This window comes from Pseudoalteromonas sp. SR43-2 (assembly GCF_014163885.1).
Taxonomy (GTDB): domain Bacteria; phylum Pseudomonadota; class Gammaproteobacteria; order Enterobacterales; family Alteromonadaceae; genus Pseudoalteromonas; species Pseudoalteromonas distincta.
Genome location: NZ_JACJED010000009.1, coordinates 156,901 through 169,523, shown reverse-complemented (window position 1 = coordinate 169,523; position 12,623 = coordinate 156,901). Strand labels below are relative to the sequence as shown.

11 protein-coding genes are annotated in these 12,623 nt (G+C 38.0%); 10 read left to right on the top strand and 1 reads right to left on the bottom strand.

The features are described from left to right. Positions 1 to 157 precede the first annotated feature (157 nt). The 7 genes from H5120_RS10010 (at position 158) to H5120_RS09980 (ending at position 7,572) form a co-directional block, all read left to right on the top strand. Positions 158 to 556: a 3-phosphoshikimate 1-carboxyvinyltransferase gene (locus H5120_RS10010; RefSeq protein WP_182674263.1), complete on the top strand. Its 399-nt coding sequence runs from the start codon at positions 158 to 160 to the stop codon at positions 554 to 556. 229 nt (positions 557 to 785) lie between these two features. Continuing rightward, positions 786 to 2,189 carry an undecaprenyl-phosphate glucose phosphotransferase gene (locus H5120_RS10005; RefSeq protein ID WP_182674262.1) on the top strand — a complete coding sequence of 468 codons (1,404 nt, stop codon included), beginning with the start codon at positions 786 to 788 and terminating at the stop codon, positions 2,187 to 2,189. Then, positions 2,173 to 3,387 (top strand): outer membrane beta-barrel protein, encoded by a 1,215-nt coding sequence (locus H5120_RS10000; protein ID WP_182674261.1) that lies wholly within the window; start codon positions 2,173 to 2,175, stop codon positions 3,385 to 3,387. Before H5120_RS10005 ends, H5120_RS10000 begins: the two co-directional genes overlap by 17 nt. After that, positions 3,387 to 3,905, top strand: coding sequence for a polysaccharide biosynthesis/export family protein (locus H5120_RS09995; RefSeq protein ID WP_182674260.1), 519 nt, complete (start codon positions 3,387 to 3,389; stop codon positions 3,903 to 3,905). The genes H5120_RS10000 and H5120_RS09995 overlap by 1 nt, the downstream gene beginning before the upstream one ends. A 22-nt stretch (positions 3,906 to 3,927) precedes the next feature. Continuing rightward, a complete protein-coding gene (locus H5120_RS09990; protein WP_182674259.1) occupies positions 3,928 to 6,135 on the top strand; it encodes a polysaccharide biosynthesis tyrosine autokinase in 2,208 nt (735 codons plus the stop codon). 14 nt (positions 6,136 to 6,149) lie between these two features. Then, positions 6,150 to 6,878, top strand: a complete 729-nt coding sequence (locus H5120_RS09985; RefSeq protein WP_182674258.1) for a tyrosine-protein phosphatase — start codon at positions 6,150 to 6,152, stop codon at positions 6,876 to 6,878. Further along, on the top strand, positions 6,871 to 7,572 hold the full coding sequence (locus H5120_RS09980) for a VpsP family polysaccharide biosynthesis protein (RefSeq protein WP_182674257.1): 702 nt from the start codon (positions 6,871 to 6,873) through the stop codon (positions 7,570 to 7,572). The genes H5120_RS09985 and H5120_RS09980 overlap by 8 nt, the downstream gene beginning before the upstream one ends. Before the next feature lie 416 nt (positions 7,573 to 7,988). Here H5120_RS09980 and rsmF read toward each other — a convergent pair whose 3' ends face one another. Next, on the bottom strand, positions 7,989 to 9,440 hold the full coding sequence (rsmF, locus tag H5120_RS09975; protein ID WP_182674256.1) for a 16S rRNA (cytosine(1407)-C(5))-methyltransferase RsmF: 1,452 nt from the start codon (positions 9,438 to 9,440) through the stop codon (positions 7,989 to 7,991). Between the two features lie 265 nt (positions 9,441 to 9,705). On the opposite strand from rsmF, the gene H5120_RS09970 reads away from it, so the two are divergent. From H5120_RS09970 to prpC, 3 genes are all read left to right on the top strand, one after another. After that, positions 9,706 to 10,395 (top strand): GntR family transcriptional regulator, encoded by a 690-nt coding sequence (locus H5120_RS09970; protein WP_182674255.1) that lies wholly within the window; start codon positions 9,706 to 9,708, stop codon positions 10,393 to 10,395. An 82-nt stretch (positions 10,396 to 10,477) separates the two neighbouring features. Next, positions 10,478 to 11,356, top strand: a complete 879-nt coding sequence (prpB, locus tag H5120_RS09965) for a methylisocitrate lyase (protein ID WP_182674254.1) — start codon at positions 10,478 to 10,480, stop codon at positions 11,354 to 11,356. 42 nt (positions 11,357 to 11,398) lie between these two features. Then, on the top strand, positions 11,399 to 12,523 hold the full coding sequence (gene prpC, locus H5120_RS09960; RefSeq protein ID WP_182674253.1) for a 2-methylcitrate synthase: 1,125 nt from the start codon (positions 11,399 to 11,401) through the stop codon (positions 12,521 to 12,523). The last annotated feature ends 100 nt before the right edge of the window (positions 12,524 to 12,623 follow it).

Genomic DNA, 12,623 nt, shown 5'->3' with positions numbered 1-12,623 from the left:
TATAAGCTATAAGCTATAAGTTATAAGTTATAAGCTATAAACTAAAAACTTAAAAAATGTTAAAAACAAATTTAATAATGAGGTTAATAAATATTGAATGTGCTTATTAACCTTTACCCTAACTATTCATGACTCTTTTTTAATTTAAGGTTGCCATTTGTCTAAATTAAAAGTAGACCCTGCTATCCGTAGTTTACTAAATCGTATGCCTAGTGATGTGCAAGCTAGCTTTACTGAAGAGCAGCTAGTTCATCTAAAAGTTGCTATAGGCGCAAGGCAATGGGGTAAGCATACAGTAGATTGCAGAAGTGTAATTAAATTTTTTAAATACAGGTATTACTTTGTTTTACTGGCTGGACGTAACAGACGAGAACTTAGTAAAAAAGAGCAAAAAATAGCGGCTATATCGCAGGTAATCACTATATCTATGTTTAGTTTTTTTGTTATTACAATTTTACTGCTTATTAGTTATTTAGTTAAGTCGGCTCTAGGTATTGATATATTTAGTAATTACTCTTTTGGGGTATGGGCTTGGTTTAAAGATTTGTTTAAGTAAAAATAAGATACGTCTGTTTAGGAATGGTTTGTAAGTGTTTGTTAAAGTTTATGTAAATTTATATTTGTTTTGTTTTGAGTAAACTCCTCGCTACTTAAAGACATTTTGCATAATATTACTTTATATAACCCCATCCTTAATGTTGAATACTTTAGTATGATGCTGTAAAATTTCCGCACAGTTTTGTGGAGCTTATTTCACTTTTAAGATATCTATAGGGATACATAGTATGACATCTTCAAGGACCTTCAAGCCAAATGGCTCGTCTGATGCAAATTTTTATCGATTATTCGATATTTTTGCATTGTTTTTAGCTTTTCAATGCTCAGCGTTGTTCTATAGTTTTGACCTCACTCCTATTTATATGGTTTCGGTTTTAACCGTTTCTTTAAGCTTTTTATATTGCGCTGAAATATTCTCGGCTTATCGCTCTTGGCGCGCAGGTAAGTTTAGAACCATGGTTCTATGTGCATGGGGAGCCTTATTTTCTGCATTTTCTGTTTTATTTGTTATATCGTTTGCGTTTAAGTTTACCGAGTCGCTTTCGCGTATTGGCTTAGGTCTATGGTTTTTATTGAGTATTACCTTTTTGTATATGTGGCGCCTAGGTGTATATGTATTTAAAAGAAATAGAAGAAAGCTTGGTTTAAATTTACGTAATGTTGCAATAGTTGGTGCTACAGAGTCAGCGGTAAATTTATATGATGAAATTACTAAAAATGATGAACTTGGTTTTCATTTTTTAGGCTTTTTTGATGACAGGCAACCAGAGAGACTCTTTGAAAACTCGACTAAGCACGATGTTGCAGGGCGTATTCAAGATGCTGTTAATGCAGCTCGCAATGGTGAAATAGGTGTGTTGTATATTGCATTGCCAATGAAGGCAGATAAACGTATTGCCGATATTTTATTGCAGTTAGGCGATACAACGGTTGATGTGCATATAATTCCTGACTTTTTAATATCTAACTTAATACACGCACGCATCGAACATGTCGGTGATGTTGATACATTAAGTGTATTTGAATCGCCATTTATAGGCGCACGAGAATTTATAAAGCGCACTGAAGATATAATAGTAGCATCTATTATTTTAATGCTTATATCGCCTATTTTAATTGCCATTGCCTTTGCTGTTAAATTTACCTCAAAAGGACCTGTGATTTTTAAGCAGGATCGATACGGGCTTGATGGGCGTAAAATTAAGGTATGGAAGTTTCGCTCAATGACTGTTACCGAAAACAGTGCAGTGGTAATGCAAGCTACAAAAAATGATGTGCGCATTACACCTTTAGGTGGTTTTTTACGCCGTACAAGCCTTGATGAGTTACCACAATTTATAAATGTTTTAAAAGGCGATATGTCTATTGTAGGGCCAAGGCCTCATGCTGTTGCCCATAATGAGGAATACCGTAAAAAGGTAGAGTTTTATATGTTACGCCACAAAGCTAAACCAGGTATTACCGGTTGGGCACAAATTAATGGTTGGCGCGGCGAGACCGACACCTTAGACAAAATGGAAAAACGTGTAGAGTTTGACTTACATTATATTAAGCACTGGTCGCTGTGGTTTGATATAAAAATTATTTTTATGACAATTTTTAAAGGATTTAAGAATGCAAATGCATACTAAAACACTAGCCCCTATTTTTGCTATGTTAAGTGTTGGAATTGCAGCACCTGCAGCTGCTAATTTAAAACCAGGTAGTTTTATAACTAAAGACGGCGCCGAAATTACGCCAACGTTACAAACGGGTATAAGCAGTAACAATAACTTTTTTAGTACGCCAGAAAATGAAGAGTCACGATTAATTTGGACTATAACTCCTAACGTTAAAGCGGTTATTGAAGATGGCCCCGACAGCTATAATCTAGACTTAGGCACAAGTAGCTCTTTGCATAACAAAGATAGTGCAGACAATTTTACTCAAGTAAATATAGGAGCTGGTATACATAAAGAATTTACTAGTCTACATCGTTTAGATATTAACGGTGACGCCGATTGGCTATACGAGCCACGTGGTAGTGGTTTGACCGAAGGCTTGGGTGATGCAGTAAATGAGCTTGTAAAGTATCAGCAACAAAATGTTTTAGTGCACTATGAATACGGCGCTCAAAGTTCAAAAGCGCAAGTTGCTTTAAAAGCTGGTTTTTTTAGTAAGAAATATCAAAATTTTAGAGAAGTATCGCAATACCGTGATTACGATAAATCGTTAATTGGTGTAACTGGTTACTATAATACCCAAGCTTCTACACGCACATTTTTAGAGGTTAAGCAAGAAAACTACCGTTATGATTTCTTACAAGCTAATGGTATTTCACGTGATAGTGATGATGTAAAAATACTACTTGGTATGGAGTGGGAAGCAACAGCGGTTACATCTGGCTCGTTTAAATTAGGTTATCAAAATAAAGACTTTAGCGCTAATGAGCGCCAGAACTTTAGCGGTTTAAGCTGGGAAGCAGGGGTTAACTGGCAGCCACTTAGTTATTCTACAGTGCAATTAACAACAAGTCGCTCAGCTAAAGATCCTTTAGTGCAGGGTGATTACATTAAAGAAAGTACATATGGTGTTAATTGGACTCACAACTGGAGTGACTATTTAAGCTCACTTGCTGGTATTAATTACACTGACGAACAATACACTGGAGATTTAGGCCGTAAAGATAAATCCAAAAGTGCGCGTTTAGGTTTAAACTACGTTGCGAGTAAGTTTGGTATGGTCTCTACTTATGTAGACTTTATTGATAAAGACTCTACTCAAAGCGCAATAGAGTTTGACCGCGTTATTGTTGGTGTTAATTTTACATTTGCTTTAAAGGCTAATTAATGAAGTTTATTTTTAGTTTAACGTTGCTATTTTTAAGCAGCGTTTGTTTTGCCCAATCTGCACAAAGTTATATTTTAGGTGCTGGTGATAAGGTTGAAATAAAAGTATTTGGCCAACCTGATTTAGAGGTTACTGCACTTTTAGGTAATAGTGGTGAGGTAAATTACCCATTTTTAGGTAAAGTAAAACTTGCTGGCTTAAATACCTCTGAGGTTGAGCAAGTTATTACAGAAGGTTTAAAACCTGATTATTTAATAAACCCCAATGTATATGTCCAAGTTGTTGAATACCGTCCTTTTTATATTCATGGAGAGGTAAAAATTCCAGGTGCTTATCCTTACCAACCCGCGATGACAGTTAACCAAGCTATTGCATTAGCTGGCGGATTAACCGAGCGAGCATCTATCGATAAAATTTATATTTTTAAAGAGCAAACTAAACAGCAGCAACAAAAAGGTACTTTAAATAGCCAAATTGCAGCGGGTGACACAATAAAAATAGAACAACGCTTGTTTTAAGCAGTTTACAAGGCAGTAATTAATGAACCAAACATCCGAAAACTTAAACAATAATGAAGAAATTATTGATATAAGTGCTTATATAAATGTAATTAAACGTTCTAAGTGGCGTATTCTGAGTTTTGCAAGTGTAGTGACTTTATTAACTATTATGGTGGCGCTTACTTTAGTGCCTAAATATGTAGCTACTGCTACTTTACTTATTGAGGCTGAGCAAACTAAGGCAGTAAGCTTTCAAGAAATATACGGTTTAGACTCTACTAAAAAGGAGTATTACCTTACTCAGTTTGAGGTGATTAAATCGGACAGTATTGCCCGCGAAGTAATCACTAAGCTTAACTTAAAAGCGCATACAGACTTTATAGCTAAGCCTTCTGCTTTAGGTGAACTTAAAACAGCAGTAAAAGAACAACTACCTTTTTTAAATAAAAAAGAAGAAACGGTATATTCCCCTGAAGAACTAGCAGAACGTGAAATGCTGGGCTTGCTAGCCGCATTTAAATTACGCCTTTCAGTATCACCTATTCGAAATACTCAACTAGTGCAAGTAAGCTTTGAGTCAAGCGATCCTAAATTAGCAGCGCTAGTAGCGAACACCGTTGGTGAAGTTTATATAGATAGCCAAATGCGTGCAAAAATGGGGATTACTCAACAAGCGTCCAGTTGGTTAAATACACGCTTATCGCAATTGCGAATTCAGCTAGATGACTCAGAAGTTCGCTTACAAGCTTACAGAGAGCAGCAAAAATTAGTTGATATTGAAGGTATAGCAGGGCTTGCCACGCAAGAGCTTGAACAGATATCGCAACAGTTAATTGTTGCACGCAATGAAAAAAATAATCTTGAAAGTATTAACCGTGTAATAAGTGAGTACGGAAATAATAACTTAGAGCTTTTAGGCAGTATGCCGGAAATTACTTCGCATAAAGTAATACAGGATGTTAAGCGTGAGGTGATACTAGTTGAGCGTAAATTAAGTGACTTAGGTGAGGTTTATGGCCCTAAACACCCTCGCATAATCTCTGCTCAAGCTGAGCTTTCAACGGTAAAAAATAATTTGAATAAGCAAATTAAGGGTCTAATTACTGGCATTGAAAAAGAGCTAAACCGTATTACGCGTACCGTTAGTGCACTTGAACGAGACCTAGTTAAAATTCGTGCTGAATACCAAGATATTACCCGTAAAGAAACCCAATACAACCAACTAAAGCGTGAAGTAGAGACCAATCGTAATATATTTAATACGTTTTTATCTCGCTCAAAAGAAACCGAAGTAACAAGTGATTTTAGCTCGGCAGCTGCACGCTTTACTGACCGGGCCTACGCACCGAATAATCCAGCAAAACCAAATAAAAAATTAATTGTTATTTTAGCTTTTGTGGCAAGTTTTGGTTTTGCAGTAGTCATGAGCTTTATATTTGACGCGCTTAACGATACCGTTAAAACTAAAAGTGATGTTGAAAGTAAGTTAGCACAGCGTATGCTTGGGCTTTTACCGCATGTACCAATGCCTAATAAGAGTGTTTTTCCGATTCACGCCTATCTTGATGATAATTACAGGCGTTTTGCCGAATCGGTACGTACGTTCAGAACTAGCTTGTTATTAACTCAGTTAGAACGTGACCATAAAGTAATCGCTGTAACATCAAGTGCTCCGGGTGAGGGTAAAACAACAACCTCTGCTAATTTAGCTATGTCGCTTGCTCAAATGGGTACAGTATTGCTAATTGACGCCGATTTGCGCAAACCAAGTATTGCAAAGCGATTTGATATACCGGTATTTCATCCGGGGTTAAGTAATTTAATTGTAGGTACTGAGCAGTTAAGTGAGTGTGTTCATGTAGATGGGCAGTCGGGTGTTGCTATTATGCCAAGCGGGCAGATCCCAGGTAATCCATTAGAGCTTTTATCTAACACGCGCTTTAGTGAAGTACTCGATATATTAAAAACTAAGTACGACCATATAATTGTAGATACACCACCTACACAAGCTGTGAGTGATGCGTTAGTTGTTGCGCAAAGTACAGACTCGGTAATTTATGTTGTTAAGTCTGACATTACGCGAATTAAGCCTATTAAGGCGGGTATTGAGCGTCTGTTTGAAGCTAAAGCCCATGTTGCAGGTATTTTGCTTAACCAAGTAGATATGAGTAAAAGTAAAGACGAGCATAGCCATGGTTATTACGATTATTACGATTACTCGCAAAAACCTGAACAACCTAATGCATAGTTAAATGCAAATCTATGATTGATATTCATTCCCATATTTTGCCAGGAATTGATGATGGTGCTAAAGATTTAAATGAATCTTTAGCACTATTAGCTATTGCGCAAAATGATGGAATAACTCATATGGTTGCCTCGCCACATATACATATTGGGCGATTTAATAATTCGGCTTCGCAATTGTATAGCGAGCTTGCTAATTTAAAAGCACAGGCAATAGTAAATAATATTGGTATTAAACTAGCTGTGGCCGCTGAAGTTAGGCTTGATGTAGAGCTAATGAGTTTAGTGCTTAGTAATAAACTCCCGTTTATTGGTACGCTTAATTCAGTAAATTATTTATTATTAGAACTCCCGCACTCGCATGTACCCCAAGGCTACGATAAGTTTATAAATTGGCTAGCTAAACAAAATATAAAAGTAATTATTCCTCACCCTGAGCGTAATCGCGATATTCAAGCTAATCCTTTTTATATTGATCGTTTAAAACAACTAGGTTGTGAGTTTCAATTAACCGCTTCAAGCATTGAAGGTAAATGGGGCGAAACTGCAAAAAATATTAGTATAGATATGCTAAAAAAGGGTTTAGTAACTTATGTTGCATCTGATGCCCATTCAGTTAAGCGTAGGCCGCCTATTTTGAGTAAAGCTAAGCAAATAGTGAGCGAGTTGATAGGCCAAAATGATGCACATGATTTATTTTTTACCAACCCAAAGCGTTTAACTAAGTCGTTGTTCAATGATTAATTTAAATACAAACCGCCTCACACAAATTGCCATACTTGCAGTTATTACATTAGTTATAGGTTATCAAAGCTTACAAAGTATGCGTGCAAATACATGGTATTTTAATGCACTTAATATTTTAAAGCAGCCTGAAAGCACAATTACTCCTGAAGAGCTAGAGCTTGCAAATAGGGCAATTACATATGCAACAAGCCAAGACCCTTCACAGCCTCATTACTGGCAGTTAAGTGCTTATTTAAAAATGCTCAATCTAGCTGTAACTAGCGAGACAAATAACAATAAGCTTTTGGTTTATCAACAAGTAGAAAAGGATTTATTAAAGTCATTAGAGTTAAGGCAAACATGGTCAGAAACGTGGATTGCACTGGCACAAGTAGTTAGTTACCAAGAAGGGCCGACAGAGCGCGTATACGAGTATATTCAGCAAGCTAAAAAATTTGGGCCGTACAAGTTTGATGTGCAGCTTGGTATTATTCAAATAGCGTTAATGAACTGGCAGCAACTCCCTCCAAAGTATAAAGCATTGTATGTTGCTGAACTAAATTTAGCCGTTAAATATGGTTATAAATTTTACCACGTTTTTGATGTTGCTGAGCAAGTTGATGCTTTGCCTGTTTTATGTTTATCGCTTAAGTTTGGCTCTCACTTTGAACCAGTTAGAACTAGCTGGATGTTTAAAAAACATTGTAACTAGGTAGGTTTCGAATGCGTTAAGTTTGTTTACGTTAAAGTGAAAACCAATTGCACAAAGAGAAGTGAATGAGGAGTAAATGAGTAGACACCAAGTAAGCTATTCACGAATCGATAGATCACTTCTCTAAAAGCGCAGCGTCTCATAACCTCTTTGTGAATACTTGTCTTATTGGTAAAAGCTGAATTGTTATCATACGGCGTAAAAAATTGCCCAGAGGCTTATAAAAAACCTCTGGGCTATAAATTGACTCTAAATTGAGCCTAGCGTTAACTAAAACACTTTCTTGGTTCATTAGGGAGAAGAAGAAAGTACTTTAAAGTGTAGTAAAACTACTAAATAAAGCATAACTAATTTTGCCCCTTGGTTACATTTGATAACAAAGGATTAGATTAATTATGTGTAATTTGTACTTTAGTTTAACCCCAGCTTATTAATTGTGTATTTTGCACTAGATCTCGTGGTAGTGAATTTTTAATCTTATTTTTTTGCCATTTGCCTAGCCCAATAGGGCAACCACACAGCGTTAATACCACTTCACCTATTGTTTGAGTTGCTTCAGTTAAGCGTATATCTTTACCTTGAAAATAATCATTTGCTTGCTCGTTATTTAACGCGTAAATATTAGTTTTACACTCATTGCCAAATACGGTTGCAAATTCGTGCGTTAGTCTCACGCCATTTTTATGAATAATGCCAATTTGAATACCTAAGCGTGCGTACTTAATTTTATTTTGCACGGCTTCAAACCCCTCAGGAAATAGCCATAGTTCTTTGTCACGCTGCATTAGGCTGCCAGGCAGGTTAGTTAACCCAAAATGCTTTTTAAGTGATTGCATAAACGCGGCACTTTGTTTTTTATCAAACTCGTTAAACGGAAACGAGCCTTTTTTAACGGTTTGGTTTGGGTTATTGCAACTTGCGTGCTTTTTAAATTTTGCAATAAAAAAGCCTTCGCTATCGAATGTTTGCGGCCAAACATGCAAATAGCCTTCAGTAGTTGTGGCTTTACTTGCACCTTCAAATAAATCACTTAGTGACTCAGGCTCTATATAGTCGCCAAATTCACTGAGTAAATAATCGCACACTTGCTGGTTTTCGAGCGGGGTAAGTGTGCAGGTTGAATACACTAACGTGCCACCTGGCTTTAATGCGTAAAATGCGCTTTTAATTAAGTCTTTTTGTACTTGGGCTATTTGAATGTTTGATTCTATTGACCAATTTTTTAGTGCGTCGGCGTCTTTTCGTACCGTACCTTCGCCAGAGCATGGCGCGTCTAGCAATATGCTATCAAAGCATTCAAACATGTAGTTGCCAAATATAACGCCATCAAAATGCGAGAGCGCACAGTTACCAACCCCCATACGTTTGAGCGTTGCGCTAAGTACCTTTAAACGAGATGACGAAAGCTCATTTGCAACAAGCACGCCTTGGTTATTCATAAGCGCAGCTAGTTGTGAGGTTTTAGAACCCGGTGCTGATGCCATATCAAGCACGGTGTTATTTTGCGAGTTAGCGAGTTTAATACTTTGCTTTAATGCGATAGGGGGTAGCATTGAACTTGCTTCTTGTACGTACATAGCACCGCTTAGGTGTAAGTCGGTATTACCTAGGGCTAGGTTCTGCTCTTCATCTTCGGGGCGCTCTAACCAAAAGCCTTCACTGCACCATGGGATTGGGGTTAGCAGCCAATTTTTTTCAGTTGCACGTTTTACAAATTCTTCAATGCTAATTTTTAATGTATTAACGCGGATAGATTTTCTGAGCGGCCTGCGACACGCATTTAAAAAGTCATCTAAGTTTAGATGCGCTGGTAAATAGGTTTTTACGTCATCAATAAAGTGCTCAGGAATAAAAGTGTTGGCGTTCACGCGTTAGCTCATACTATAAAAATAAAGCGCGATAATAGCATTTATATAATGCATTTTCAGCGCTTAAAGACGTAACATCTGATTTATTACCCTGTCGACACTTCATTGTTTTAGTCCACTTTAAAACCATTTTTATGCGACTTTAGGTTAATAGTGTCGACAATGAGCGTGTTTTTTAGCCATTTTGATAGGCTTAAGGGTTGACATGGTTTTTTAATAAGCCCATAGTAACCACATTAATTGTCGACAATCTAAAAAATAACTTATGACACACACATTTTTAAACGAAGCGCCTATAACTACCGCATCAGATCAAGTATTTGTAGATATGCGCCGTGAGATTGTTGAAGGCAGTATAGTTCAAGGCAGTAAAATATCAGAGCCTGAGCTTGCCAAACGTTATGGTGTAAGCCGTGCAACGCTTAGAGAGGCGTTAAATCGCTTAGAAAGTTGCTACCTTGTTGAGCGTAAAGCTAACGTAGGTTGCCGCGTAGTTGCCCTTACAGCTGAGCGTTTGATTGAAGTTTATCAAGTTCGCAGTTCACTTGAAGGTTTGGCATGTAGGCTTGCTGCCGACAATATGGAACCCGAAGAAGTAACAGGCTTAAAGCAATTACTTAATCAGCATCTACAAACACAGCGTGTTAAAGAGGGCGAGTCTTACTATCAAGAAGCCGGCGATTTAGATTTTCATTACCGTATTATTCAAGGCAGTAAAAATGCGCATTTAATTCATTTACTGTGTAATGAGCTCTATCAATTAATACGCATGTACCGTGTACAAATGGGCATGGTGGGGCCGCGTGTATCAAAAGCATTTGATGAGCATTTAGCGATTATTAACGCCATTGAAAACCACGACGGTGAACTGGCCGAAATGTTAATGAAGCGCCACATCAGTGCATCGCAAGCAAATATTCAAACCAAATTTGATTTATTAACGGCTAAAAGTTAAGCAGAGCAGTTAAACAGTCACAATTACAGATTAAAACTATAAGTTACTCCACGTAGCAACCGTTCAAAGTGAGGAGAAAGTAATGTCAGCAGGATTAAAATTTAAACACGCTATTGCCAATAACCGCCCGTTACAAGTGGTAGGTACAATTAACGCCTACACAGCGATGATGGCAGAAAAAATGGGTCACCAAGCTATTTACCTCTCAGGTGCCGGTGTTGCAAACGCCTCGTTTGGTATGCCTGATTTGGGTATGACAAGCCTTGATAACGTGCTTGAAGATATTCGTCGTATTACTGGTGCGAGCGATTTACCCCTACTTGTGGATGCCGATACCGGTTGGGGTGGGGCATTTAACATTGCACGCACAGTAAAAGAAATGACTAAAGCGGGTGCGGCGGGTTTTCATATAGAAGACCAAGTAGCGCAAAAGCGTTGCGGGCATCGCCCTAATAAAGAAATTGTAAGCCAAGGTGAAATGGTTGACCGCATTAAAGCGGCGGTGGATGCAAAAACCGATAGCGATTTTTATATTATGGCTCGTACCGATGCATTTCAAAAAGAAGGTTTAAACGCCGCGATAGACCGTGCAGCAGCCTGTGTTGAAGCGGGTGCTGACGCTATTTTTGCAGAAGCCGTACACGATCTTGCTGATTACCAAGCATTTTCAAAAGCGATTAACGTTCCAATTTTGGCAAACATTACTGAGTTTGGCCAAACACCTATTTACACAAAAGAGCAGTTAAGCGATGTAGGCGTTAAAATGGTGCTTTACCCACTCAGTGCATTTAGAGCTATGAACAAAGCAGCGCTAAACGTGTATTCAGCAATTTTAAATGAAGGCTCGCAACAAAGCCAAATTGAAAATATGCAAACGCGTTCAGAGCTTTACGACTTTTTAGATTACCACACGTACGAGAACACACTAGATACTCTTTTTTCATCAAAATCTGACAAATAATAATTATTAAAATCACACACAAATTTAAGATAGGAGAAAATCATGGTAGATAAAGCATTAGGCGGCGCAGGTTTACGCGGACAAGTGGCTGGTCAAACAGCATTGTGTACTGTTGGACAAAGTGGTTCTGGTTTAACGTATTGTGGTTATGATATTAGTGAACTTGCCGAAAAAGCGCAGTTTGAAGAAGTGTCTTTTTTACTATCACGTGGTGAGTTACCAACTACAAGCGAATTGGCTGAGTATAAAGCAAAACTAAAAAGTTTACGCGGCTTACCTGATGCGCTTAAAACCGTGCTTGAAAATATTCCTAAAGACGCGCACCCAATGGATGTAATGCGCACGGGCTGCTCAATGTTGGGTAACCTTGAAATGGAGCTTGATTTTAGCCAAGCTAATGATGCAATCGACCGTATGGTTGCTGTGTTTCCAAGTATTATTTGTTACTGGTACCGCTTTACACACGATGGCGTACGCATTGAAACACAAACTGATGACGACTCAGTTGGCGCACATTTTTTAAATTTATTACACGACAAAGCACCTAGTGAATTGTTTGCACAGGTAATGAATGTATCACTAATTTTATACGCAGAGCACGAGTTTAACGCCTCTACTTTTACAGGGCGTGTGTGTGCATCAACGCTTTCTGATATTCATTCTTGCGTAACTGGTGCGATTGGTACGCTGCGTGGTCCACTTCATGGTGGTGCTAACGAAGCGGCTATGGATATGATTCAAGGCTTTACAAGTGCTGAGCATGCTGAACAAGAAATTATGGGCATGCTTGAACGTAAAGACAAAATAATGGGCTTTGGTCATGCTATTTATCGCGAATCTGATCCACGCAATATAATTATTAAAAAATGGTCTGAAAAACTAGCAGCAGAGGTAGGCGATACCGTGCTTTACCCTGTGTCTGTTCGTTGTGAAGAGATTATGTGGCGCGAGAAGAAGCTGTTTTGTAATGCTGATTTTTTCCATGCGTCTGCTTATCATTTTATGGATATTCCAACTAAATTATTTACGCCAATATTTGTAATGAGCCGTGTTACTGGTTGGACTGCACATGTAAAAGAGCAGCGCGCTAACAACCGTATTATTCGCCCAAGTGCCGATTACACCGGGCCTGATGCACGTAGTTACACACCAATAGAGTCACGTTAAAAATGGGTGAGCACGCATGTGCTCACTTTTTTATTGCACATAGCCACTAGCGAGTAGTTTTTCTCAAACTTTTTATTAAACACGCTAGCTGTGAGCAAAC

Excerpts from the sequence above, each read along its gene's own strand:
- H5120_RS10005 (WP_182674262.1), top strand. The coding sequence starts at position 786 with ATGACATCTTCAAGGACCTTCAAGCCAAATGGCTCGTCTGATGCAAAT.
- H5120_RS10000 (WP_182674261.1), top strand. The coding sequence starts at position 2,173 with ATGCAAATGCATACTAAAACACTAGCCCCTATTTTTGCTATGTTAAGT.
- H5120_RS09995 (WP_182674260.1), top strand. The coding sequence starts at position 3,387 with ATGAAGTTTATTTTTAGTTTAACGTTGCTATTTTTAAGCAGCGTTTGT.
- H5120_RS09990 (WP_182674259.1), top strand. The coding sequence starts at position 3,928 with ATGAACCAAACATCCGAAAACTTAAACAATAATGAAGAAATTATTGAT.
- H5120_RS09985 (WP_182674258.1), top strand. The coding sequence starts at position 6,150 with ATGATTGATATTCATTCCCATATTTTGCCAGGAATTGATGATGGTGCT.
- H5120_RS09980 (WP_182674257.1), top strand. The coding sequence starts at position 6,871 with ATGATTAATTTAAATACAAACCGCCTCACACAAATTGCCATACTTGCA.
- H5120_RS09970 (WP_182674255.1), top strand. The coding sequence starts at position 9,706 with ATGACACACACATTTTTAAACGAAGCGCCTATAACTACCGCATCAGAT.
- prpB (WP_182674254.1), top strand. The coding sequence starts at position 10,478 with ATGTCAGCAGGATTAAAATTTAAACACGCTATTGCCAATAACCGCCCG.
- prpC (WP_182674253.1), top strand. The coding sequence starts at position 11,399 with ATGGTAGATAAAGCATTAGGCGGCGCAGGTTTACGCGGACAAGTGGCT.